Source organism: Modestobacter sp. SYSU DS0290 (genome assembly GCF_054050955.1).
Window position 1 is genome coordinate 42,088 of the sequence record NZ_JBJHAI010000005.1, and the last position, 23,410, is coordinate 65,497.

21 protein-coding genes and 1 riboswitch are annotated in these 23,410 nt (G+C 74.3%); of the genes, 16 read left to right on the forward strand and 5 right to left on the reverse strand.

What is annotated here, in order from left to right:
- Nucleotides 1-124 precede the first annotated feature (124 nt).
- The 15 genes from ACI795_RS06675 to ppk2 all read left to right on the forward strand — a co-directional run bounded on the left by ACI795_RS06675 (nucleotide 125) and on the right by ppk2 (nucleotide 17,039).
- Nucleotides 125-1,408: a M18 family aminopeptidase gene (locus tag ACI795_RS06675; RefSeq protein ID WP_457074565.1), complete on the forward strand. Its 1,284-nt coding sequence runs from the start codon at nucleotides 125-127 to the stop codon at nucleotides 1,406-1,408.
- Nucleotides 1,409-1,452: 44 nt separating this feature from the next.
- Nucleotides 1,453-1,566, forward strand: a riboswitch (TPP riboswitch).
- The gene (thiC, locus tag ACI795_RS06680; RefSeq protein ID WP_457074568.1) at nucleotides 1,560-3,356 is read left to right on the forward strand and encodes a phosphomethylpyrimidine synthase ThiC; all 1,797 of its coding nucleotides are present in this window, start codon (nucleotides 1,560-1,562) and stop codon (nucleotides 3,354-3,356) included. Its footprint overlaps the riboswitch before it by 7 nt.
- 290 nt (nucleotides 3,357-3,646) lie before the next feature.
- Nucleotides 3,647-5,299: a methyl-accepting chemotaxis protein gene (locus ACI795_RS06685; RefSeq protein WP_457074570.1), complete on the forward strand. Its 1,653-nt coding sequence runs from the start codon at nucleotides 3,647-3,649 to the stop codon at nucleotides 5,297-5,299.
- Nucleotides 5,300-5,391: 92 nt separating this feature from the next.
- Entirely contained in the window at nucleotides 5,392-5,778 is a 387-nt protein-coding gene (locus ACI795_RS06690) for a YchJ family protein (RefSeq protein WP_457074573.1), read from the forward strand.
- A gap of 121 nt (nucleotides 5,779-5,899) precedes the next feature.
- Nucleotides 5,900-7,513 carry an ABC transporter substrate-binding protein gene (locus ACI795_RS06695; protein WP_457074575.1) on the forward strand — a complete coding sequence of 538 codons (1,614 nt, stop codon included), beginning with the start codon at nucleotides 5,900-5,902 and terminating at the stop codon, nucleotides 7,511-7,513.
- Nucleotides 7,495-8,571: an ABC transporter permease gene (locus tag ACI795_RS06700; protein ID WP_457074576.1), complete on the forward strand. Its 1,077-nt coding sequence runs from the start codon at nucleotides 7,495-7,497 to the stop codon at nucleotides 8,569-8,571. The genes ACI795_RS06695 and ACI795_RS06700 overlap by 19 nt, the downstream gene beginning before the upstream one ends.
- Entirely contained in the window at nucleotides 8,564-9,385 is an 822-nt protein-coding gene (locus ACI795_RS06705; RefSeq protein ID WP_457074579.1) for an ABC transporter permease, read from the forward strand. The genes ACI795_RS06700 and ACI795_RS06705 overlap by 8 nt, the downstream gene beginning before the upstream one ends.
- Nucleotides 9,382-10,341, forward strand: coding sequence for an ABC transporter ATP-binding protein (locus tag ACI795_RS06710; RefSeq protein ID WP_457074580.1), 960 nt, complete (start codon nucleotides 9,382-9,384; stop codon nucleotides 10,339-10,341). Before ACI795_RS06705 ends, ACI795_RS06710 begins: the two co-directional genes overlap by 4 nt.
- The gene (locus ACI795_RS06715) at nucleotides 10,335-11,033 is read left to right on the forward strand and encodes an ABC transporter ATP-binding protein (RefSeq protein ID WP_457074582.1); all 699 of its coding nucleotides are present in this window, start codon (nucleotides 10,335-10,337) and stop codon (nucleotides 11,031-11,033) included. Before ACI795_RS06710 ends, ACI795_RS06715 begins: the two co-directional genes overlap by 7 nt.
- A 10-nt stretch (nucleotides 11,034-11,043) precedes the next feature.
- Nucleotides 11,044-11,646, forward strand: a complete 603-nt coding sequence (locus ACI795_RS06720; protein ID WP_457074585.1) for an O-methyltransferase — start codon at nucleotides 11,044-11,046, stop codon at nucleotides 11,644-11,646.
- Between the two features lie 43 nt (nucleotides 11,647-11,689).
- Complete coding sequence (locus tag ACI795_RS06725; protein WP_457074586.1) at nucleotides 11,690-13,063, forward strand: glucose-6-phosphate dehydrogenase; 1,374 nt, start codon at nucleotides 11,690-11,692, stop codon at nucleotides 13,061-13,063.
- A gap of 149 nt (nucleotides 13,064-13,212) precedes the next feature.
- Complete coding sequence (locus ACI795_RS06730; RefSeq protein ID WP_457074588.1) at nucleotides 13,213-13,977, forward strand: GNAT family N-acetyltransferase; 765 nt, start codon at nucleotides 13,213-13,215, stop codon at nucleotides 13,975-13,977.
- Nucleotides 13,974-14,882, forward strand: coding sequence for a lysophospholipid acyltransferase family protein (locus tag ACI795_RS06735; RefSeq protein WP_457074589.1), 909 nt, complete (start codon nucleotides 13,974-13,976; stop codon nucleotides 14,880-14,882). The genes ACI795_RS06730 and ACI795_RS06735 overlap by 4 nt, the downstream gene beginning before the upstream one ends.
- Nucleotides 14,872-16,053 carry a glycosyltransferase family 4 protein gene (locus ACI795_RS06740; protein WP_457074591.1) on the forward strand — a complete coding sequence of 394 codons (1,182 nt, stop codon included), beginning with the start codon at nucleotides 14,872-14,874 and terminating at the stop codon, nucleotides 16,051-16,053. Before ACI795_RS06735 ends, ACI795_RS06740 begins: the two co-directional genes overlap by 11 nt.
- A 56-nt stretch (nucleotides 16,054-16,109) precedes the next feature.
- On the forward strand, nucleotides 16,110-17,039 hold the full coding sequence (gene ppk2, locus ACI795_RS06745; protein WP_457074594.1) for a polyphosphate kinase 2: 930 nt from the start codon (nucleotides 16,110-16,112) through the stop codon (nucleotides 17,037-17,039).
- An 85-nt stretch (nucleotides 17,040-17,124) separates the two neighbouring features.
- On the opposite strand, the gene ACI795_RS06750 is transcribed toward ppk2, so the two are convergent.
- Nucleotides 17,125-17,916 (reverse strand): DUF2382 domain-containing protein, encoded by a 792-nt coding sequence (locus ACI795_RS06750; RefSeq protein ID WP_457074596.1) that lies wholly within the window; start codon nucleotides 17,914-17,916, stop codon nucleotides 17,125-17,127.
- Between the two features lie 257 nt (nucleotides 17,917-18,173).
- On the opposite strand from ACI795_RS06750, the gene ACI795_RS06755 reads away from it, so the two are divergent.
- A complete protein-coding gene (locus ACI795_RS06755) occupies nucleotides 18,174-18,983 on the forward strand; it encodes a DUF3097 domain-containing protein (protein WP_457074599.1) in 810 nt (269 codons plus the stop codon).
- 211 nt (nucleotides 18,984-19,194) lie between these two features.
- Here ACI795_RS06755 and ACI795_RS06760 read toward each other — a convergent pair whose 3' ends face one another.
- The 4 genes from ACI795_RS06760 to ACI795_RS06775 form a co-directional block, all read right to left on the reverse strand.
- Nucleotides 19,195-20,037, reverse strand: coding sequence for an aldo/keto reductase (locus ACI795_RS06760; protein WP_457074601.1), 843 nt, complete (start codon nucleotides 20,035-20,037; stop codon nucleotides 19,195-19,197).
- Nucleotides 20,038-20,171: 134 nt separating this feature from the next.
- The gene (locus ACI795_RS06765; protein ID WP_457074603.1) at nucleotides 20,172-20,579 is read right to left on the reverse strand and encodes a MerR family transcriptional regulator; all 408 of its coding nucleotides are present in this window, start codon (nucleotides 20,577-20,579) and stop codon (nucleotides 20,172-20,174) included.
- Nucleotides 20,579-22,060 carry a SulP family inorganic anion transporter gene (locus ACI795_RS06770; protein ID WP_457074604.1) on the reverse strand — a complete coding sequence of 494 codons (1,482 nt, stop codon included), beginning with the start codon at nucleotides 22,058-22,060 and terminating at the stop codon, nucleotides 20,579-20,581. The genes ACI795_RS06765 and ACI795_RS06770 overlap by 1 nt, the downstream gene beginning before the upstream one ends.
- 90 nt (nucleotides 22,061-22,150) lie before the next feature.
- Nucleotides 22,151-23,407, reverse strand: a complete 1,257-nt coding sequence (locus ACI795_RS06775) for an MFS transporter (protein WP_457074606.1) — start codon at nucleotides 23,405-23,407, stop codon at nucleotides 22,151-22,153.
- Nucleotides 23,408-23,410: the final 3 nt, after the last annotated feature.

Here is a 23,410-nt window from a genome sequence, read left to right on the forward strand (position 1 = left end):
CGGCGAAACGCAGGCCAGGCGGGTGGCCCCCCAGGTCCGCCGGCACTGGGCCGGGCTCGCGGCGTCCACCTGGTCGAGGGTGGGCGCCGGCACCGACCCCGGTCTCCCGGGGCACGATGGGCGCATGCCGGAGACCCCGACCGACGACCTCGCCCTCGGCGACGACCTGCGCGCCTTCATCGACGCCTCCCCCTCCCCGGGGCACGCGGTGGCCGAGATGGCCCGCCGCCTGGTCGAGGCCGGGTTCACCGAGCTGGTCGAGACCGACGCCTGGGAGTTGGCGCCGGGCGGGGAGCACTTCGTCGTCCGGCACGGCAGCCTGATCGCCTTCCGGGTGGGCAGCGCGCCGTCCGCCGAGGCCGGGCTGCGGCTGGTCGGGGCGCACACCGACTCCCCCACGTTCAAGGTGCGCCCGCACTCCGACGTCCGGCAGGCCGGCTACCGGCTGGTCGGCGTCGAGCCCTACGGCGGCGGGCTGTGGCACACCTGGCTGGACCGCGAGCTGACCGTGGCCGGCAGGGTCGCGCTGCGCGGAGGGACGACGGCGCTGGTCCGGCTGCCCGGGGCGCCGCTGCGGCTGCCGTCCCTGGCGATCCACCTCGACCGCAGCGTCCGCGACGGGCTGACGCTGGATCCCCAGCGCGAACTGGTGCCGGTCTGGTCGAACGACCTCGACTACCCCGACCTGCTGGAGTGGCTCGCCACCGAGCTCAGCGCCGACCCGCTCGACGTCGTCGGGCACGACCTGGTGCTCGCCGACACCCAGCCGGCCGGGGTCACCGGCGCCGACGGCACCTGGATCGCCGCACCCCGGCTGGACAACGAGGCGAGCTGCCACGCCGGCGTGACGGCGCTGATCGCCGCGACCGGCGGCCCGCGCACCCAGCTGTTCGTCGCCAACGACCACGAGGAGGTCGGCAGCGGCTCGATGTCCGGGGCACGCGGCAGCTTCCTGGAGGACGTCGTGACCCGGCTGGTGGCCCTCACCGACGGCGGCGACGTCCAGGCGCTGCCCCGGGCGCTGGCCCGGTCGCGGCTGGTGTCGGCGGACATGGCGCACGCGGTGCACCCGACCCGGTCCGACCGGCACGAGCCGGCGCACGCCCCCGTGCTCGGCGGTGGCCCGGTGCTGAAGCTGAACGCCAACCAGGCCTACGCCACCGATGCAGCCTCCAGCGGGTGGTTCGCCGAGCGGTGCGCCGGGGCCGGGGTGCCGGTGCAGCACTTCGTCTCCCGGGCCGACCTGCCGTGCGGCTCGACGATCGGCCCGCTGACCGCGACCCGGCTGGGCATCCCCACGGTGGACGTCGGCGCCCCGATGCTCGCCATGCACTCGGCGCGGGAGCTGGCCAGCGCCCGCGACGTCCCGCTGATGGTGGCTGCGCTGACCGCCTGCTTCACCGACTGAGCCGCACTGCTGCTGGTGCTGGGCAGCAGCGCGGCCCTAGGGTGACCACGACCCGCGGGAGCCTCACGAACCGAGGCTGAGAGGGCGGCAGGACCGGCCGCTGACCGTTCGTACCTGATCCGGTTCGCACCGGCGTAGGGAGGAACCCCTGATGACTGCTGCCCCCAGCCCGTCCGAGGCCGAGAACGGCGCGTTCCCCGGCTCCCGCAAGACGTACCTCGCCGGCAGTCGCCCGGATCTGCGGGTGCCGATGCGGGAGGTCCAGCTCACCACCGGCGACAGCGTCGTCCTCTACGACACCTCCGGGCCGTACACGGACCCCGCCGTCGTGACCGACGTCCGCCGGGGCCTGCCCCGGCTGCGCGCGACCTGGATCGGCGAGCGCGGTGACACCGAGGCGTACACCGGCCGCCCCGTGCAGCCGGTGGACGACGGCCGCCGCGCCGACGACGGGCGCGACCTGGACAGCGTCTTCGCCACGGCCCACCAGCCGCGGCGAGCGCTGCCCGGACGCACGGTGACCCAGCTGGCGTACGCCCGCCGGGGCGAGGTGACCGCCGAGATGGAGTTCGTGGCGCTGCGCGAGGGCGTCCCCGTCGAGCACGTCCGCAGCGAGATCGCGCGCGGCCGCGCCGTCCTGCCGGCCAACGTGAACCACCCGGAGTCCGAGCCGATGGCGATCGGCCGCAACCTCCTGGTCAAGATCAACGCCAACATCGGCAACAGCGCGGTCGCCTCCTCCATCGAGGAGGAGGTCGCGAAGATGACCTGGGCGACCCGGTGGGGCGCGGACACGGTCATGGACCTCTCCACCGGCCGGAACATCCACACCACCCGCGAGTGGATCATCCGCAACAGCGCCGTCCCGATCGGGACGGTGCCGATCTACCAGGCGCTGGAGAAGGTGAACGGCAAGGCCGAGGACCTGTCCTGGGAGATCTACCGGGACACCCTGGTCGAGCAGTTCGAGCAGGGCGTCGACTACGTGACCGTGCACGCCGGGGTGCTGCTGCGGTACGTGCCGCTGGCCGCCGGGCGCAAGACCGGGATCGTGTCCCGCGGCGGGTCGATCATGGCGGCGTGGTGCCTGGCGCACCACGAGGAGAACTTCCTCTACACGCACTTCCGCGAGATGTGCGAGCTGATGGCCGCCTACGACGTGACGTTCTCCCTCGGCGACGGGCTGCGCCCCGGCTGCATCGCCGACGCCAACGACGAGGCCCAGTTCAGCGAGCTGCGCACGCTCGGCGAGCTCACGAAGATCGCCTGGGAGCACGACGTGCAGGTGATGGTCGAGGGGCCGGGGCACGTCCCGATGCACAAGATCAAGGAGAACATGGACCTCCAGCTGGAGGTCTGCGACGAGGCGCCGTTCTACACCCTGGGCCCGCTGACCACCGATGTCGCGCCCGGCTACGACCACATCACCAGCGCGATCGGCGCGGCGATGATCGGCTGGTACGGGACGGCGATGCTCTGCTACGTCACGCCCAAGGAGCACCTCGGCCTGCCGGACCGGGACGACGTCAAGGACGGCGTCATCACCTACAAGATCGCCGCGCACGCCGCAGACCTGGCCAAGGGGCACCCCGGTGCCCAGGCCTGGGACGACGCACTGTCCGATGCCCGGTTCGAGTTCCGCTGGGAGGACCAGTTCAACCTCTCGCTCGACCCGACCACGGCCCGGGAGATGCACGACGAGACGCTGCCGGCGCCGGCGGCGAAGACGGCGCACTTCTGCTCGATGTGCGGACCGCACTTCTGCTCGATGCGGATCAGCCAGGACGTGCGCGCCTACGCCGCCCGGAAGGGGCTGGACGACGCGGAGGCGCTGCGGGCCGGGATGGCGGAGAAGTCCGCCCAGTTCCGCGACGAGGGCGGGCGGGTGTACCTGCCGGTGACCGAGCTGGCGCAGACGGTGGCACCAGGGGAGCCGACGCACTCCTGACCGTCCCTGCACCGGTAGCGGACGAGCCGGTGGCCGACGGTCCGACGGGCCAGGCCGCCCCGAGGGCCGGAGGTGGGCGGAACCAGCGGGGGCGCGGCCCCGTCCAACGGCTCGCGCAGCTCGCTGGACGGGAGCCCACCCCACGACGCCCCACGTCGACTAGGCGATCCGCGGCGCCGCTCACCGGAGTTTCTCCACGAAGATCACCGGTCCTCCTCAACAGCGCGGTCACCGCGTCGAAGCAACAGGTATTGCCCCCGAGGGTCGGGGCGTGGGACGAGGAGCGAGTGATGAGCGACCGCAGCGCGGAGACCGACGAAGGGGTCACCGGACCACGTCCGGGCACGTCCTTGGGCCGGTGGTGGGCCGACCGTGGCGTGAAGACCAAGATCTTGGCGGCGGTGGCGGTCCCGTCCGTGGCGGCAGCGGCCATCGGTGTCATGGGTATCCAGTCGATGTGGGACGCGACGGCGAAGTCACAGGCGCTCTACGAGGACAACCTGCAGGGCGTGGCTGCAGCCGGGGACATGAACCGCCGCATCCAGGACATGCGCGTCCTCGCCCGGGACACCGTGCTGGCCCCGACCCCGGAGGAGACCCGAGCCGACATCGCCCAGCTCGACGAGGTGCGCGCGGAGTTCGACACGTTCGTGCAGGACTACACCGCCGGTGGGCTCGGGGAGCGTCGGCAGGAGGTGCTGGACCACCTGATCGCCTCGGTCGACCGGTACGAGCAGTTCCAGCGTGAGGTGCTGGCGCCCTACGCGCTCGCCGGCGACATCCGCAGCTGGATCGCGGTCAACGACGAGCAGGGTGTCGCCCTGGTCGAGGAGATGACCGAGGACATCCGCGCCCTCCGCGCACTCGAGGACGAAGACGCCCAGGAGGCCATCGCCGCGATCGAGAGCTCCTCGGCGACGCAGACCGTCAGCTCCAGCATCGTGCTGGCCGTCGCACTGCTGATGGCGGTCGCGGTGGGGCTCTTCGTCGCCACCCGGATCGCCGGGGCGACGCGGAAGGTCAAGCAGGTGACCGACGCCCTGGCCGCGGGGGACCTGACCCGCCGGACCGGCCTGATCTCCCGTGACGAGCTGGGCCAGATGGGCCAGGGACTGGACGTCGCGGTGGCCGACCTCCGGCAGGTGCTGGCGACCGTCGTCGGGTCTGCAGACGCGGTGGCCGCCTCGTCCGAGGAACTGAGCGCCTCAGCGGCACAGATCTCGGCGTCGGCGGAGGAGACCAGCGCCCAGTCCGGGGTGGTGTCGGCCGCCGCCGAGGAGGTGTCCCGCAACGTGGGCACCGTCGCCGCCGGGGCCGAGCAGATGGGGGCGTCGATCCGGGAGATCTCGCAGAACGCGAACGAAGCGGCCCGGGTGGCGGCACAGGCGGTCACCGAGGCGGAGTCGACCAACGCCACGGTGACCAAGCTCGGCGAGTCCTCCCGCGAGATCGGCAACGTGATCAAGGTGATCACCTCCATCGCCGAGCAGACGAACCTGCTCGCGCTGAACGCCACGATCGAGGCGGCCCGGGCAGGTGAGGCCGGCAAGGGCTTCGCCGTCGTCGCCAACGAGGTGAAGGAACTGGCTCAGGAGACCGCCCGGGCGACCGAGGACATCGCGCGGCGGGTCGAGGCGATCCAGGGAGACACCGGCTCGGCCGTCGACGCCATCGCCCGGATCAGCGAGGTGATCGGGTCGATCAGCGACTACCAGACCACGATCGCCAGCGCCGTCGAGGAGCAGACCGCGACCACCAACGAGATGTCCCGCTCGGTCCAGGAGGCCGCCGGTGGGTCAGGGGAGATCGCCGCGAACATCACCGGGGTGTCCACCGCTGCCGACTCGACCAACCAGGCCCTCGGGCAGACCAAGGTCGCCGTCGACGAGCTGTCCCGGATGGCGACCGATCTGCGGGGCTTGGTGAGCCGCTTCACCTACTGATCCGGCCCGGCCACCCGCCGACCACGACCACCGCGGCCGTCGTCCTCCTCGGAGGGCGGCGGCCGCCCTCGCATCCCGGGGAGACTCGGGCCGTGGCTCCCCGACCCTGCCCGTGCGATTCCCTGCTGCCCTACGCCGAGTGCTGCGGCCGGCTGCACGACGGCACCGCTCCCGCGGCGACCGCGGAGCAGCTGATGCGCTCCCGCTACAGCGCCTTTGCCGTCGGCGACCCGGCGTACCTGCTGGCCACCTGGCACTCGACCACCCGCCCGCGCACGATCGAGCTCGACCCGGACGTCCGCTGGACCGGCCTCGAGGTGCTGCGCACCACCGGCGGCGGGCTGCTGGCGGCCGAGGGCACCGTGGAGTTCCGCGCCTCCCACGTCGTCGACGGCGTGCCCGGCAGCCAGCACGAGGACAGCCGGTTCACCCGGGAGGACGGCGCCTGGCGGTACCTGGACGGCGTCGCCCTGCCCTGAGGCGCCTCTCGGCACTGTTCACCTGCGCGTCGTCTGCGGGTTTGTTGCAACCCCCTCGCAACAGATACGTTCTTGCGAGCTTCTTGCAGCAAGCCCCGACCACCCGCTGAACGGAGCCCCCGTGCGCTCGCGCGTCCCGCTCGTCCTCCTCGCCGCCACCGCCCTGGCCGGGTGCAGCGCTCCCGGCGGCGACGGCGGCGCCCCCGCCGCGGAGGGCGCCGACCGGCTGGTGCTGGCCGACGCCTACGAGCCCGAGTCGTTCAACCCGGTGGCCGGCCACGGCGAGACCGGGTACTCCCGGGTCTACGACGGCCTGGTCCGCCTCGCCGGCGGCGGGGAGGGCATCCCCGAGCTGGAGCCGGCGCTGGCCACCGAGCTGCCGCAGGGCAACGACGACGCCACCGAGTGGACCGTCCCGCTCCGCGAGGGCGTGACCTTCTCCGACGGGACGACGTTCGACGCCGACGACGTCGTCGCCACCTACGAGGCCGTGCTCGACCCCGCCTCCGCCTCCCCCATCGCCAGCAACTACGCGATGGTGGAGAGCGTCGAGGCGGTCGACCCGCAGACCGTCGTCTTCCGGCTCGCCTACTCGTACGTCCCCTTCCCGACCAAGCTGCTGCTGGGCATCGCGCCGGCCGAGGCGCTGGCCACCCCCGGCCCGGCCGAGGAGTCGGAGCTGAACACCGCCCCCGTCGGCACCGGCCCGTTCGTGCTCACCGAGCGGCGCGGCGACCGGACCGTCTTCCGGGCCAACCCCGACCACTGGGACGGCGCTCCCGAGGTCGACGAGCTGGTGGTCGTCTACGTGCCCGACGACAACACCCGCGCCCAGCGGATGGCCTCCGGGGAGTTCGACGGGACGACGCTGCCGCCGCTGCTGGCCGACACCCTGGCCGACGAGGAGGGGCTCACCGTGGTCGGCCACCCGTCGGCCGACTGGCGCGCGGTCTCCCTGCCGGCCGGCAACCCGGTGACCGGCGACCCGGCCGTGCGGCGGGCGCTCAACGCCGCGGTCGACCGTGACGCCATCGTCGAGTCGGTGCTCGGCGGTCACGGCGAGGCGGCGTCCACCTTCGTGCCGGCGGTGTTCGGCGAGTACGCCGAGCCGTCGGCGGTGTTCGAGCACGACCCGGACGAGGCCCGGCGGATCCTCGACGAGGCCGGCTGGGTGCCCGGCCCGGACGGCGTGCGGGTGCGCGACGGCGAGCGCGCGGAGTTCACCGTCATGTACTTCCCGGAGGAGACGCTGCGCCGCGATCTCGCCCAGGCCTTCGCCTCCGACGCGCTGGAGGTGGGCGTGGAGGTCGACCTGGAGGCGGTGGACCGGCCGCAGTTCCGGCCGCGGATCCCGGTCGACGCCTCCCTGCTCGGCGGCGGTGACGTCCCCTACGACCCGGACACTCAGCTGTACAACGCGCTGCACTCCTCCTTCACCGCCGACGGCGTGGGCGGGCCCTTCGACAACCCGGCCGACTACCGCAACCCCGCCGTCGACGCCGCGCTCGACGAGGCCCGGCGGAGCACCGACGACGACGTGCGGGTGGACGCCTACCGCGAGGTGCAGCGCCAGCTGGTCGCCGACCCGCCCGCGGTCGTGCTGGTGTTCCTCGAGCACGTCTACGTGATGCGGGACGGCGGCTGGACCGGCACCGAGCCGGTGCTCGAGCCGCACTCCCACGGCGTGAGCTGGGGCCCGTGGTGGAACCTGGCCGAGTGGCGGCGCGACGGGTGACCCTGACCGACCTCCCGGCCCCGCGGGTCGACGCTCCCCCGCCGCCTGCCCCACCGGTCCCGCCGCGACAGCCCCGGCGGGACCGGTGGCGGGCGGCCGGGCGGCTGGCCCGGCGGCGCCTGCTGTTCGTGCTGCCGGTGCTCGCCGTCGTCTCCGGCGGCGTCTTCGCCCTCGCCGCCGCCTCCCCGTTCGACCCGCTGGTCGGCTACCTCGGGGACCGCTACCTGACCGCCAGCGAGGCGGCGCAGGCGCAGATCGCCGAGGAGCTGGGCACCGGGCGGCCGTGGTGGGAGCAGTACGGCGACTGGCTGGGCAACCTGCTGACCGGCGACCTCGGTACGTCGCGGTCCTTCGGCCAACCGGTCGCCGAGGTGCTCGCCGAGCGGCTGCCGTGGACGCTGCTGCTGGTGACGATCGCGCTCGGCCTCGCCGTCGTCGCCGCGCTCGTGCTCGGCACGTGGAGCGCGGCCCGGCGCGGCGGCTGGGTCGACCGGGTGGTCACCCCGGTCTGCCTGCTGCTGCAGGCCGTGCCGCCGTTCGTCGTGGCGCTCGGCGCGGTGGCGCTGTTCGCGATCACCTTGTCCTGGCTGCCGGTGGCGGGCCTGACCGACGCGGGCGCCGAGCTGTCGGCCGGGCAGGTGGCCCGGCACCTGGTGCTGCCCGCCGCCGTGCTGGGCGCCTCCCAGCTGCCCTGGCTGCTGCTCAACGTGCGTCAGTCGGTGCTCACCGCGCTCGCCGACGACGCGGTCGTCGCCGCCCGCGCCCGCGGGCTGGCCGAGCGCACCGTGGTCCTGCGGCACGCGCTGCCGACGGCGCTGCTGCCGTTCGTCACCCTGCTCGGCGCCCGGCTGCCCGAGCTGGTGGTCGGCGCCGTGCTGGTCGAGGAGGTCTTCAGCTGGCCGGGGGTGGCGCAGGCGGTGGTCACCTCCGCCGTCCAGCTGGACTTCCCGCTGCTCGCGGTGCTGACCCTGCTCACCACGGCGGCGGTGCTGCTCGGCTCGCTGCTGGCCGACGCCGCCTACGTGCTGCTCGACCCGCGGGTGGCCGCCGATGGCTGACCGCCGCCTGCTCACCGGGCTCGCCGTGCTCGCGCTGCTCGCCGGCTACGCCCTGCTGGTGCCCTGGGTCGCCGGCGTCGACGACCGGGTCACCGACTTCGCCGCCGCCCGGCAGGCGCCGTCCTGGGCGCACCTGTTCGGCACCGACTCCGCCGGGCGGGACCTGTTCGTCCGCACCGCGGCCGGGCTGCGGATCTCGCTGCTCATCGCCGTGGTCTGCGCGGTGCTGTCGGTGCTGATCGGCGCGCTGGCCGGCGCGCTCTCGGCCGCCGCCGGGGGCTGGGTCGACCGGGTGACCATGCGGGTGGTCGACGCGGTGAACGCCGTGCCGCACCTGCTGCTGGGCATCGTGCTGGTGGCGCTGTTCCGGGGCAGCCTGGTGGCGATCATCGCCTCGATCGCGCTCACCCACTGGACGCAGGTGGCCCGGATCGTCCGCGCCGAGGTGCTGTCGCTGCGCGACCGGGAGCACGTGGACGCCGCGCTGCTGGGCGGGGCCGGGCGGTGGCGGGTGGTGCAGCGGCACCTGCTGCCCGCCGCGGCCCCGCAGGCGCTGGTCGCCGCCGTCCTGCTGCTGCCGCACGCGGTCTGGCACGAGTCGACGCTGAGCTTCCTGGGGCTCGGCCTGCCCCCGCACGCGGCCAGCCTGGGCACCCTGCTCCAGGAGGCCCGCAGCTCGCTGCTGCTCGGCGGCTGGTGGACGCTGGTCTTCCCCGCGCTCGGCCTGGTGCTCGCCACCCTCGCCGTCGCCGCGGTCGGGTCGGCGCTGCGCGACCGCACCGCGCTGCCCGAGCGGGCCGGGGCCCGGCTGTGACCGCGCCGGTGCTCGCCGTCTCCGGGCTCACCGTCCGGTTCCCCACGGGACGCCGCGGGCGGGCCGCCGTGCACGCGGCCACGGACGTCTCCTTCACCCTCACCCCCGGCCGGGTGCTGGCGCTGGTGGGCGAGAGCGGCTGCGGCAAGTCGGTGCTGGCCGCCGCGCTGCTGCGGCTGCTGCCGCCCGGCACGCTGGTCAGCGGCACGGCGGTGCTCGCCGGGGAGCTGGACCTGCTCGGCGCGTCCGGCCACGTGCTGCGCCGCACCGTCCGGGGACGCCGGGTGGCGCTGGTGCCGCAGAGCGCGGCGACCGCGCTGACCCCGGTGCGCACCGTGCGGTCGCAGCTGGAGGAGACCGTCGCCGAGCTGACCCCCGGGTACGAGCGCCGGGAACGCGCCGACGAGCTGGCCACCCGGGTCGGGCTGGACCCGGCCGACCTGGACCGCTACCCGCACGAGCTGTCCGGCGGCATGGCCCAACGGGTCGTGGTGGCGCTGGCGCTGGCCGGCGACCCCGACGTGGTGCTCGCCGACGAGCCGACCGCCGGGCTGGACCGCCCGCTGGTCGACCGCACGCTGCGGCTGCTGCGCAGCGTGGCCGACCGGGGCTGCGCCGTCCTGCTCATCACCCACGACCTGGGCGCGCTGCAGCGGTCCCCGGAGCTCGTGGACGACGTCGCCGTCATGTACGCCGGCCGGCTGGTCGAGACGGGCCCGGCGGACGCCGTCCTCGCCGACCCGGCGCACGACTACACCCGGGCGCTGCTGGCCGCGCTGCCCGCGGGCGGGCTGGTGCCCATCCCCGGGGTGGCGCCGACGCTCACCGACCTGCCACCCGGCTGCGCCTGGCACGCCCGCCGGCCGGACAGCGGCGCCTGCGACGGCGGGCAGACGGTGCACGTCGCCGGCGCGCGGACCAGCCGCTGCCGGCCCCCGGCAGGTGTGCGGTGCTGACGCTGACCGGCGTGACCGCCGGGTACGAGGCGGACCGGCCGGTGCTGCGCGACGTCGACCTGCGCGTGGCACCCGGCCAGGTGGTCGGGCTGGCCGGGCCCAGCGGCACCGGCAAGACGACGCTGGCCCGGGTCGCCGCGCTGCTGCTGGCGCCCGAACGCGGAACGGTCGAGGTGGACGGCGTCCACGCCGGCGGGGTGCGGTACGCCCGTCCCGCCGCGCTGCGCACCGCCGTCGGCATGGTCTTCCAGTCGCCGCGCCGGTCGGTCGACCCGCGGCTGTCGCTGCACGACGTCGTCGCCGAGCCACTGCGCCTGCGGGGGCTGCCCACCGCCGGACGGCGCGGCGCAGCGGCCCGGGCGGAGCGGGTCGCCGACCTCGCCGAGCGGGTGGGGCTCACCGCCGACCTGCTCCGGCGGCGGCCGCACGAGGTCAGCGACGGCCAGCTGCAGCGCGCGTGCCTGGCCCGGGCGCTGGCCGCGCGGCCGCACTACCTGGTGTGCGACGAGATGACCGCGATGCTCGACGCGTCGACGGCGGCCGCGCTGGTCGGCGTCGTCCGCGAGGAGGTGGCCGCCGGGCGGCTGGGCGTGCTGGCGATCAGCCACGACGAGGACCTGCTCGCCGTCTGGGCTGACCGGGTCGTCGACCTGGGGACGGGCTCCACGACCGGCGCGCGGGCGACCGGGTAGGACCGTCACCATGACCGAGGACTTCCACGACGTCGTCCACGCGCTGCACGAGGAGGGTGCCCGCCTCGACGCCGACCGGGCGACCCCCGGGAAGCGGCCGCGCAACCTGAGCCCTGACGCGGCCGCACTGCTGGCGGTGGTCGTCCAGGCGATGGCCGCCGAGCGGGTGCTGGAGGTCGGCACGTCCAACGGTGTCTCCACGCTGTGGCTGGCCCGGGCGGTGCAGGGCCGGGACGGCACGGTCCACTCCGTCGACGTGGACGGCGACGGCCAGCGGGCAGCGGCCGCCAACCTGGCCCGGGTGGGTCTGGCCCGGCACGTGGAGCTCGAGTGCGCCGACGGCGGCGACGTGCTCCGCCGGCTGCCCGACGGCAGCCAGGACGTGGTGTTCCTGGATGCCGACCGCTCCCGGTACGCGGGCTGGTGGCCGGACCCGGTGCGGGTGCTGCGCCCCGGCGGCCTGCTGGCCATCGACAACGTGCTCTCCCACCCCGACCAGGTCGCCGACGTCCGGGGGCGGATCGAGGCCGACCCGCAGCTCACCTCGACCGTCACCGCGGTCGGCAAGGGCCTGCTGCTGGCGGTCCGCCGGGCGGACCCGGTCCCCCGGTAGTACCCCGGGGTTCAGGACGCCGCCCGGTGGGCAGGGCGTCTGCATGCGCGTGACCTTCGTGGTGCTCGGCGGCCGGGGCGACCTGACCGGCCGGCTGCTCCTGCCCGGGCTGGCCGAGCTGTTCGGCGCGGACGCCGCCGACGGCGAGGCGGTCGACGCCGAGCTCGACCTGCTGGCGGTGGGCCGGGAGGACTGGTCCGACGACGAGTACCGCGACTGGGCCCGGGAACGGCTGGCCGAGCACGCCGGGCACGTGCCGGAGGAGACCCGGGACCGGCTGGTGGCCCGGCTCGGGTACCAGCAGGGCGACGTCACCGACGCGGCCGACCTGCGCCGGGCGCTGGAGCGGGCCGAGGGCCGCCCGGTCGTGTACCTGGCCCTGCCCAACACCGTCTTCCTGCCCACGCTGCAGGCGCTCACCGAGGTCGACCTGCCCGAGGGCACCTCCATCGGCGTGGAGAAGCCCTTCGGCCGGGACCAGGCCGACGCCCGCGAGCTGAACGCCGTGCTGCACCGGCTGGTGCCCGAGGACCGCGTGTTCCGCACCGACCACTTCCTGGCCATGCAGACGGTGCTGAACATCCTGGGCCTGCGCTTCGCCAACCGGCTGTTCGAGCCGGTCTGGAACGCCGGGCACGTCGAGCGGGTCGAGATCGTCTTCGACGAGACGCTGGGCCTGGAGGGGCGGGCGGGCTACTACGACACCGCCGGTGCGCTGCGGGACATGCTGCAGAACCACCTGCTGCAGCAGCTGGCGTTGATCGCGATGGAGCCGCCGCAAGCGGTCGACGGCCCCAGCCTGTCCGCCCGCAAGGCCGACGTGCTGCGCGCGGTGCGACCCCCGGCCGACATGGCCCGCGACACGGTGCGGGCCCGCTACACCGCCGGCACCGTCGCGGGCCGCGAGCTGCCCGACTACACCAGCGAGGACGGCGTCGACCCCGCGCGGGAGACCGAGACCTACGCCGAGTACACGGTCACCATCGACAACTGGCGGTGGGCCGGGGTGCCGTTCCGGCTGCGCACCGGCAAGGCGCTGGGCGAGGGCCGGCAGGAGATCGCGGTCTGGTTCAAGCCGGTTCCGCACCTGGCCTTCGGACGCGAGCAGCCGCAGCCCGACGTGCTGCGCCTGCGATTCGACCCCGACCACATCACCGTGGAGATCAACCTCAACGGCGCCGACGACCCGTTCGACCTGGAGCGCCGGGCCCTGGACATCGGGCTGCCGCCGAACCCGCTGTCGGCCTACGGCCTGCTGCTCAAGGAGATGGCCACCGGCGACGCGACGCTGTCGATCAGCGACGTGGAGGCGGAGGAGTCCTGGCGGATCGTCGAGCCGATCCTCGCCGCGTGGGAGGCCGGTGACGTGCCGCTGCAGGAGTACCCGGCCGGCTCGGCGGGGCCCGGCCGCGGCTGAGGCGTCCCCCGGCCGGGGGACACCCGGGGCGGGATTCGCCGTCCCGATGGGGACGCGCCAGGCCGCGGCCACTCGACGGACACCTCACCCGCTGAACCTGGCGGCGTCCGGGCCCCGCCCAGGGGCCTCCCGGCAACCGAGGTGTCCCCGTGACCCCCACCCCGACCGCGCTCGACCCGATCCCCGCGCTCCGGTACACGACCACCCTGGCCACCGACGCCGCCGGCCTGGCCGCCGTCCAGCGGCTGCGGCACGACGTGTTCGCCGTCGAGGGCGGCGCCCAGCTCGGCGCCGCGGGCGCCGCCGTCGGCCGGGACGTCGACGAGTGGGACGACCTCTGCGACCACCTCCTCGTCCGCGAGGAACGCACCGGTGAGGTGGTCGGCACCTACCGGCTGCTGCCGCCCGAGCGCGCTGCGGCCGCCGGCCGCAGCTACTCCGCCGGCGAGTTCGACCTCTCCCGGCACGCCGCGCTGCGGCCCGGGCTCGTGGAGGCCGGGCGCAGCTGCGTGCACCCTGCGCACCGCACCGGCGCGGTGATCACCCGGTTGTGGGCCGGGGTGGCCCGCTACGTGCTGGACCGCGGCGCCACCCACCTGGCCGGCTGCGCCTCCGTCTCCCTGGCCGACGGTGGCGCCACCGCTGCCGGGGTGTGGGACCTGGTCCGCGACCGGCACCTGGCCCCGGTGGACCTGCGGGTCGTGCCGCACCTGCCCCTCGACGTGGACCTCCCGCCCCGGCCCGAGCGCCTGGTGGTCCCGCCACTGCTGCGCGCCTACCTGAAGCTGGGGGCGCGGGTCTGCGGACGGCCGGCCTGGGACCCGGCCTTCGGGACGGCGGACTTCTACGTGCTGCTCGACCTCGCCGACGTCCCCCGCCCGGTGCTCGACCGGCTCACCGGAGCCGGGCGATGAGCGTCTGGCTGCCGGTGAGCGCCTGCACCACCGCCTGCGCCGGCGACCCGGCCCCCACCGTGGACGCCGGCACCCGGCGGCGACGGTGGCTGCGGCTGGCCGGGGCGCTCGCCGGGGCGGGCGCCGCCTCGCTGCGGGCTCCGCTGGCCAGCCCACGCGGTCGGCGCCGGATCCTCGTCTGCGCCGCCGCCCGGGTCCTGACGGCGGCCGGCGTCCGCGTCGAGGTGCACGCCTCCCCCGTCGGCTGGCCCCGCACCGGGCCCGGCCACGGCCCCGGGCACCTGGTGGTCAGCAACCACGTCTCCTGGGTCGACGACCTGGCGGTGCTCACCGCCGTCCCCGGCCTGCCGGTGGCCAAGCATGAGGTGGGCGCGTGGCCGCTGGTGGGCCCGCTGGCCCGCCGCGCCGGGGTGGTGCTGCTCGACCGCGCCCGGATCCGCACCCTGCCGGCCGCGGTGGCGCAGGCCGCCGCGGCGCTGCGCGCCGGCGCGACCGTGACGGTGCACCCGGAGGGGACGACGTCCTGCGGGGTGGAGCTGGAGCGGTTCCGCCCCGCCTTCTTCCAGGCCGCGGTCGACGCCGCGGCGCCGGTGTGCCCGGTCGCCGTCCGGTACCGGGTGGGCGGCGGGGCGCCCACCGCGCTCGCCGGCTACCTCGCCGACGAGCCCCTGTGGCGCAGCGTCGCCCGGGTGGTCGCCGCGCGGGACCTGGTCGTCGAGGTGCACCTGCTGCCGGCCCTGGACCCGGCGGGGGCGGACCGGCGCGAACTGGCCGCACTGGCCGAGTACGCCGTCGCCGCGGTCACCGAGTCCCGCGCCCCGGTCGTCACGGCGCACCCACGCCGGCTGCGGGAACCCGTCCGTCGGGTCGTGCCGGCACCCCGGGAACCCTCTCGTGCTGCGTGAGGAGGTGCCCGCCGACCCGGCCACCGTGGCCGTGCCCGGCGCGCCCGGGATGCGCGTGCTGGTGGTGGCGGAGACCTTCCTCCCGGCGGTCAACGGGGTCGTGAACTCGGTCCTGCGGCTGGTCGACCACCTGGCCGTGCGGGGGCACGACCCGGTGGTGCTCGCGCCCTCCGGGGCGGACTACGAGTCCCGCTGCGGCGCCTGGGTGCAGGTGGTCACCGTGCCGGCGATGCGGCTGCCCCGGTACCGCCAGCTGCAGCTCGCCCGGCCGGCCGGCGACCTCACCGGGGTGGTGCGCCGGCTGGCTCCCGACGTCGTCCACCTGGCGTCGCCCGCGGTGCTCGGGCTGGCCGCCGGCCGCGCCGCCCGCAGCCTGGGCGTGCCGTCGGTCGCGGTCTTCCAGACCGATCTGGCCGCCTACGCCCAGCGCTACCGGCTGCCCGGTGGCGAGGCCGCCGCCTGGCGGTTCCTGCGGACCGTGCACGGCACCGCCGACCTCACGCTCGCGCCGTCCTCACCGACGGCGGCGGAGCTCCGGCGGCACGGCATCGCGCCGGTGGCGCTGTGGCCGCGCGGGGTGGACCTGGAGCAGTTCCACCCCGGCCGGCGGGACCCGGCACTGCGCGCCGAGCTGGCTCCCGGCGGTGAACTGCTGGTCGGGGTGGTGGCACGGTTGGCGCTGGAGAAGCGGCTGGAGCTGCTCGCGCCGGTCAGCGAGCTGCCGGGCGTGCGGCTGGTCGTGGTCGGGGACGGTCCCCAGCGGCGGGCGCTGTCCCGGGCGATGCCGCGGGCGCGGTTCCTCGGCCAGCTCGGCGGTGCGGACCTGGGCGCCGTCGTCGCCTCGCTGGACCTGTTCGTCCACCCGGGGGCCGACGAGACGTTCTGCCAGGCGGTGCAGGAGGCGCTCGCCGCCGGGGTGCCGGCCGTGGTCGCCGCCTCCGGCGGGCCGCTGGACCTGGTGCGGCACCGGGAGAACGGCTGGCTGTGGGCCGGTGACGACCCGCACGTGCTGGCCGCGCTCGTCGCCGGGCTGCGCGACGACCCGGGCGCCCTGCAGGCGGCCGCCGTCCGGGCACGGCCCTCGGTGGCGAGCCGCACCTGGGGCCGGGTCGGCGATGCGCTCATCGACCACCTGCGGCAGGTCCGGGCCGCGGCCCAGTTGCGCGGGTGAGCGGCGGCACCGGTTCCACGTGGAACCGGCCGGGCGGTTCGGGTGAAGATCAGGGCGTGGACATCCGACCGGCGCCCTCCTCCGTCATCGACCTGTCGCAGTGGCGGCTCAACGCCCTGCCCGACACCAACAGCGACGAGGACTGGGACGACGACCGCGAGCTCTTCGACCCGGACGGCAACCGGGTCGACTCCTGGCGCGAGGGCTTCCCCTACGACGAGCGGCTGCACCGCCGCGAGTACGAGATCCAGAAGCGGGTGCTGCAGATCGAGCTGCTGAAGCTGCAGGGCTGGGTGAAGGAGACCGGCCAGAAGCTGGTCATCGTCTTCGAGGGCCGGGACGCCGCAGGCAAGGGCGGCACCATCAAGCGGTTCACCGAGCACCTCAACCCGCGCGGCGCCCGGGTGGTGGCGCTGGACAAGCCGTCCGAGCGCGAGCAGACCCAGTGGTACTTCCAGCGCTACGTGCAGCACCTGCCCGCCGCCGGGGAGATCGTGCTGTTCGACCGGTCCTGGTACAACCGCGCCGGCGTCGAGCGGGTGATGGGCTACTGCACACCGGAGGAGTACCGGCTGTTCATGCGCCAGGCCCCGGAGTTCGAGCGGATGCTCGTCGAGTCGGGCATCCACCTGGTGAAGTTCTGGTTCTCGGTGACCCGCGGCGAGCAGCGCAGCCGGTTCATCGTGCGGCAGATCGACCCGGTGCGGCAGTGGAAGCTCTCCCCCACCGACCTCGCCTCGCTGGACCGGTGGGACGCCTACACCGAGGCGAAGGAGGCGATGTTCCTGCACACCGACACCGAGCACGCGCCCTGGACGGTGGTCAAGAGCAACGACAAGAAGCGCGCCCGGCTCGGCGCCATGCGGCACGTGCTGCACCGCTTCGACTACACCGGCAAGGACGCCGCGGCGGTCGGGACGCCGGACCCGCTGATCGTCGGCCCGGCCGCCGACGTGCTGGAGGACGACGCCGCAGACCACGGCTGAGCTGCCGGCCCCGGCCACCCGGCCCCGGACAGCACAGCGCCCGCCCCGAACGGCCGGGGCGGGCGCTGGCAGGATCCTGCGGGGATCAGCGGCTGGTGCCGGTGACCCCGTCGGTGTCGACCTGCTCCTTGCGGACGGTCTCGCTGACCTGCTGCTGCTCGGTGACGGTCTCGGTGTCCAGGCGGACACGCTCGACCGGGACGGCCTCCTTCTCCACGACGGGGCGCTCGGCGTGCAGCGTCACCTCGTGCTCCTCCTCGGAGATCGCCGGGCCGTCCATGGCGTTGCCCCGGTTGGCGTCGGTGATCGGCTCACGCTCGATGCGGACCTCCTCGTGGGACACGGGGACGGTCTCGGTCACGTTCTCGGTGACCACGTACTTGCGCAGCCGGGCGCGGCCGGTCTCCTCCTGCCGGGTGCCGACGTTGACGCGCTCCTCGGAGAGGGTCATGGCGTCGTCGGTGGTCGGGCCGGAGGTGTCGTGGCCAACGGTGCCGTGGCGGTTGGTGTCGGTCGTGCCGGCAGCCGCGTCCGTCCGGGTCGTCGTCTCGGTGGTGGCCGTGCCACGGGTGGTGCCGTAGTACCGGTAGAGCTCCTGCTCCTCCTCGGGGGAGAGGTGCCCGTCGGTGTCGATCTTCGGCGCGTCCTTGACCTTCGCCTTGCTCACCGGGACCCGGACGCCGTCACCGGTCAGGTCCGCGTCCGCGATGGGGACGAAGGACTCCTTGGTGCCGAACATGCCGGTCTTCACGGTGACCCACTCCGGCTGGCCGGACTGGTCGTCGAGGTACACCTCGGAAGCGGTGCCGATCTTGTCGCCGTCGGCGTCGTAGACGTCTGCGCCGATCACGCGGTCGAGGGTGTCGGTGCCGATCATGGTTCCGTTCTCCTCAAGTTCGGGGACGTGTCGTCGCACAGAGATCTGCCCACGCACCACTTGCGGAAACGGCGGGTCCATGATCGACACGCGCGGGCACGGGGGTAGCACCCCGGTCTGCGGCGGCGTCCGTGCAGGTCAGGAGCGCCGTGTGCGGGACGATCAGCACAGGGGGCGACACGCCCGGGCGGGCCGGATTGGTCCCGGGACTGGCGTGTCGTCCAGATCGGCGCCACGTTCCCGCTCAGCATGGAGGGGTGCCTCCCCGTTCGCCGTACGACAACCTGGTCCACCCCCGCACCCGGAAGAAGCCGACGCCTGAGGTCGAGGCGCTGAAGGACGTCGTCGTCGAGGACCCCAGCAGCGGGTTCGTCGGCGCCGTCGTCCGGTGCGAGAAGGACGTCGTCCACCTCGAGGACCGGTTCGGGAAGGTGCGCGCCTACCCGCTGGGCCCCGGCTTCTGGGTCGACGGCCGGCCCGTGGTGCTGGTGCGGCCCAAGCAGAACGCCCCGTCGGGCCCGCAGCGCAGCGCGTCGGGGTCGACGTACGTGGTCGGCGCCCGGGCGCGGGTGGCCCGGGAGGGGCGGATCTACGTCGAGGGCAAGCACGACGCCGAGCTGGTGGAGAAGGTCTGGGGCCACGACCTGCGCATCGAGGGCGTCGTGGTCGAGCCGCTGCACGGCGTCGACGACCTGCCCGGGATCGTGCGAGAGTTCCGCCCGTCGTCGGGACGCCGGCTGGGCGTGCTCGTCGACCACCTGGTGACCGGTTCCAAGGAGTCCCGGATCGCCGCCCAGATCACCGGCGACCACGCCCTGGTCGTCGGCCACCCGTTCATCGACATCTGGCAGGCGGTCAAGCCCTCCGTCGTGGGGATCAAGGCCTGGCCGACCGTGCCCCGGGGCGAGGACTGGAAGACCGGCGTCTGCAAGCGGCTGGGCTGGGAGGACGACACCGGCTACGTGTGGGCCCAGCGCATCCTGGCCCGGGTGAAGGTGTGGACCGACCTGGAGCCGACGCTGATCGGCCGGGTCGAGGAGCTCATCGACTTCGTCACCACGGACTGAGCTGCGGCTTCCCACGTTCTTCAGGCGCTCTCCACGCACTGCGGCACGAGGGAAGCGGGAGGAACGCGGGGGATGCGGCCCGCGGACCCAGGACACGGCGACGGCCGCCGTCCCCGGAGGGACGACGGCCGCGTGGTGACGTGCTGGAACGGCCCCGCTGCAGGAGCCCGCGCTGAGCGTGCGAAGCGTGGGGGGCAGCGGGGTCCTTCAATCAGCTGGGGATGTAGTTGAAGTCGTCGGGGTTCGGGCCGTTGCGGCCGTCGGCCCGGTCCAGACCGTCGATCTCGCGCATGTCGTCCGCGGTGAGCTCGAAGTCGAACAGGTCGAAGTTCTGCTCGACGCGGCTGCGGGTGACCGACTTCGGGAAGATGATGTCGCCGCGCTGGATGGCCCACCGGAGCGCGGCCTGGGCCGGGCTCTTGCCGTACCGCTCGCCGACCCGGATGAGCGTCTCGTCGTCGAGCACCTTGCCCTGCGCGATCGGCGCCCACGCCTCGGTGCGGATCTCGTGGTCGGCGTTGAACGCCCGCAGGTCGTTCTGCGCGAAGTACGGGTGGACCTCGATCTGGTTCACCACCGGGCGGATCTCGGTCTCGGAGAACAGCCGGCGCAGGTGGTGGGCGTTGAAGTTGGAGACGCCGATGGCCTTGACCCGGCCGGAACGGTAGATCTCCTCCATCGCCTTCCAGGTCTCGACGTAGTCGACGTCGATGCCCGGCAGCGGCCAGTGGATGAGGAACAGGTCGAGGTAGTCGAACTTCAGCGCGTCCATCGTCCCGTCGAACGCCTTCAGCGCGGCGTCGCGGGCGTGGAAGCCGTTGTTCAGCTTGGAGGTCACGAAGATCTCCTCGCGCGGGACGCCGGACTGGCGGACGGCCTCGCCGACCTCGGCCTCGTTGCCGTACATCTGGGCGGTGTCGATGTGCCGGTAGCCGACCTCGAGCGCCGTGCGGGTGGCCTCGACGGTGTCCTCGGGCTTGATCTGGAAGACGCCGAAGCCGAGCTGCGGGATCTCGACGCCGTTGTTCAGGGTGATCGTGGGCACGGTGGCCATGCGATGTCCTCCTCGGGTGGTCTGCGGTGGTCTGGCGGCGCGCGAGGTCGTTCCGCGCTGCCGGCCTGGTGCAGTGCCTACCCGAGGCCGTCCGCCGTTACCCGCGAGGGATCTCACCCGAGGACCGGGAATGCTCAGCTCTCGGCGGGCAGCCGGCCGGCCAGGTCGGCGGCGAACCCCTCGGCCACCGCGAGCTGCTCCCGCAGCGCGGTGACCCGGGCGGTCGCGGCCTCGTGGAACATCCGCAGCCGGTCGACCAGCACGGCCCGGTCACCGTCCCCCGCCGCCAGGTCGGCGAGCAGCGTGAGCAGCTCCTGCATCTCCTCCAGGCTGAAGCCCAGCGGCTTCATCCGCTTGATCACCTCGAAGCGGGCGACGTCGGCGTCGCTGTAGAGCCGGAACCCGCCGTCGCTGCGGGCGGTGGGGACGACGAGCCCGTTCTCCTCGTAGAAGCGGATGGTCCGCAGACTCAGCCCGGTCCGCTCGGCGACCTGGCCGATCTGCATCAGCCCACCACCGGCGGCCGCGGTGGCCGAGGCCATCAGTGCGCCCCGGTCAGCTGGCCCGAGTGCCGCTCGTAGCGGTCCGCCGAGTGGCCGGTGAGCCCGACGACCTGCACGTGCTTGCCGCGCAGCTCGTACTTGTGGGTGATCGCGTCCAGCGCGGCGACGGTCGAGGCGTCCCAGACGTGGGCGTCGGTCAGGTCGATGACCACGTTCTGCGGGTCTCCGGCGTAGTCGAACTGCGTGTACAGGTCGTTGCTGGAGGCGAAGAACAGCGCGCCGCGCACGGAGTAGACGCGGGTGTCGGCGTCGGGGTCGACCTCGCTGGTCACCTCCACCAGGTGGGCGACCCGGCGGGCGAAGAGCACGCAGGCGACGAGCACGCCGGCGGCCACCCCGATGGCGAGGTTGTGGGTCATCAGCGTGCCGGCGACGGTCGTGAGCATCACCGCGGTCTCGCTGCGCGGCATCCGGTGGATGGTGCGCAGGCTGTACCAGTCGAAGGTGGCGATCGACACGAACACCATCACCGCGACGAGCGCGGCCATCGGGATGACCGCGACGACGTCACCCAGCGCGACCACCAGCACCAGCAGCAGGGCCCCGGCCAGGAAGGTGGAGAGCCGGGTGCGCGCCCCGGACTTCACGTTGATCATCGTCTGGCCGATCATCGCGCAGCCGCCCATGCCGCCGAACAGGCCCGAGGCGATGTTCGCGGTGCCCTGGCCCCACGACTCCCGCGACTTGTTCGAGGGGGTGTCGGTGAGGTCGTCGACGAGCTTGGCCGTCATCAGCGACTCCATCAGGCCCACGAAGGCGACGCCGAGGGCGAAGGGGGTGATGATCGTCAGCGTCTCGAGGGTGAACGGGACGGCCGGGATGCCGAAGAACGGCAGGCTGTCGGGCAGCTCGCCCTGGTCACCGACGGTCGGGACCTCCCACCCGGCGGCGACGACGACCCCGGTGACCAGGATGATCGCCACCAGCGGCGCCGGGACGGCGGTGGTGAACCGCGGCAGCCCGAAGATGATCACCAGCCCGGCGGCAGCCAGCGGGTAGACCAGCCACGGCACGTCGACCAGGTGGGTGAGCTGCGCGCTGAAGATCAGGATGGCCAGGGCGTTGACGAAGCCGACCATCACGCTGCGCGGGATGAACCGCATCAGCCGGGCGAAACCGACCAGGCCCAGCACCACCTGGAACACCCCGCCCAGGACGACGGCGGCGAACAGGTACTCGACGCCGTACTCGACGGCCAGCGGCGCCACCACCAGCGCGATCGCCCCGGTCGCCGCCGTGATCATGGCCGGGCGGCCGCCGGTGAAGGCGATCACCACCGCCATCACGAACGACGAGTAGAGCCCCACCCGGGGGTCGACCCCGGCGAGGATGGAGAAGCTGATCGCCTCCGGGATGAGCGCCAGGGCGACGACGAGGCCGGCGAGCACCTCGGTGCGGGCGACGGAGGGGCGGAGCCAGGCCGGGCGGGTCAGCCGTGGCGTGGGCAGGGTGGTGGGCACGCAGGTCTCCAGGGGATCTCCGGCGCAGGGCGGAACGCCCGCGCGACACTGGCTCCCACCCTGCCGGGCAAACCTCCCCTGACGTAAGGGTCAGGTGGTGAGTTCTCCGTCACGCCGGGTGGGGACCTCCGCCACCACCGGCGCGTCCGGACGGCGCAGCACCAGCCACCCGGCGACGCCGACCAACCCGGCCAGCGCCGCACCGAGCGCCGGGACGGCGAACGCCCCCTCGGCACCCCAGGCGTCCACGGCGGCTCCGGCCAGTGCCGAGCCCGCGGTCACCCCCACGGTCAGCCCGGTGGAGGTCCAGGTCAGCCCCTCGGTCAGCGCCGCCCGCGGGACCCGTGACTCGACCAACGACATCCCCGCGACCAGCAGCGGGGCGATGGTCAGCCCGGCGAGGAAGGCCAGCCCGACCAGCATCGGCAGCGAGTCGACCAGGTGGAGCGTCTGCGCTGCGGCGGCGAAGAGCAGGGCGCAGGCCAGGAACCGGCTGACCAGGGTGCCGGGCAGCCGGAGCACGCCGTAGGCCAGCCCGGCGACCAGGCTCCCGGCGGCGTACGTGGACAGCGCGAGGCCGGCCGCGGCCGGGTGCCCCTCCGCATCGGCGAACCCGACGACCACGACGTCGATCGCACCGAAGACGATGCCCATCGCCAGGTAGGTGACCGCGATCGCCACCAACCCGGCGGTGAGCACCCGCACCCGGGGCCGCGGCTGACCGGCCACCCGCCGCTCCACCGGCGGCGCGGTCGCCTCCAGCCGGGAGAGCACCAGCCCGCCGACGACGCCGAGCAGCAGCCCGGTCAGGAAGCCGGCCGGCGGCGACACCGCGGCTGCGAGCACGGTGACCGCGGGTGGGGCGGCGACGAAGACCACCTCGTCGGCGACCGACTCGAATGCGAAGGCGGTCTGCCGCTGCGCGGCGTCCGGCAGCGCGTGCGCCCAGCGGCTGCGCACCACCGAGCCGACGTTGGAGCCGCTGGCCCCGCACACGGCGGCCAGGGCGAACCAGGCCCAGCGGGGCCCGTCGGTCACCACCACGGTGACGAAGGCCAGGCCGGTGACCAGGTAGAGCAGCGCCGTCCAGCGCAGCACCGGGCTCTGCCCGATCCGGTCCATCAGCCGGGCCCACTGTGGGCTGGCGATCGCGAAGGACAGCGACAGCGTGCCGGCGACCGCGCCGGCCAGCGCGTAGCTGCCGGTCTCGCCGGCGACGAGCAGGACCGACCCCAGCCCGACCGTCGCCATCGGCACCCGGGCGAACCACCCGGCCAGCGAGAAGGCCCGGGCGCCGGGCACGGCGAACAGCTGGGCGTAGGGGGAGAAGACGGTGCGGGGTGACACGGT

Coding starts and splice junctions, on each gene's coding strand:
- ACI795_RS06765 (WP_457074603.1), bottom strand. CDS start 20,579: ATGGCCTCGGCCACCGCGGCCGCCGGTGGTGGGCTGATGCAGATCGGC.
- ACI795_RS06705 (WP_457074579.1), top strand. CDS start 8,564: ATGGCTGACCGCCGCCTGCTCACCGGGCTCGCCGTGCTCGCGCTGCTC.
- ACI795_RS06725 (WP_457074586.1), top strand. CDS start 11,690: ATGCGCGTGACCTTCGTGGTGCTCGGCGGCCGGGGCGACCTGACCGGC.
- ACI795_RS06760 (WP_457074601.1), bottom strand. CDS start 20,037: ATGGCCACCGTGCCCACGATCACCCTGAACAACGGCGTCGAGATCCCG.
- ACI795_RS06750 (WP_457074596.1), bottom strand. CDS start 17,916: ATGATCGGCACCGACACCCTCGACCGCGTGATCGGCGCAGACGTCTAC.
- thiC (WP_457074568.1), top strand. CDS start 1,560: ATGACTGCTGCCCCCAGCCCGTCCGAGGCCGAGAACGGCGCGTTCCCC.
- ACI795_RS06735 (WP_457074589.1), top strand. CDS start 13,974: ATGAGCGTCTGGCTGCCGGTGAGCGCCTGCACCACCGCCTGCGCCGGC.
- ACI795_RS06675 (WP_457074565.1), top strand. CDS start 125: ATGCCGGAGACCCCGACCGACGACCTCGCCCTCGGCGACGACCTGCGC.
- ACI795_RS06685 (WP_457074570.1), top strand. CDS start 3,647: ATGAGCGACCGCAGCGCGGAGACCGACGAAGGGGTCACCGGACCACGT.
- ACI795_RS06720 (WP_457074585.1), top strand. CDS start 11,044: ATGACCGAGGACTTCCACGACGTCGTCCACGCGCTGCACGAGGAGGGT.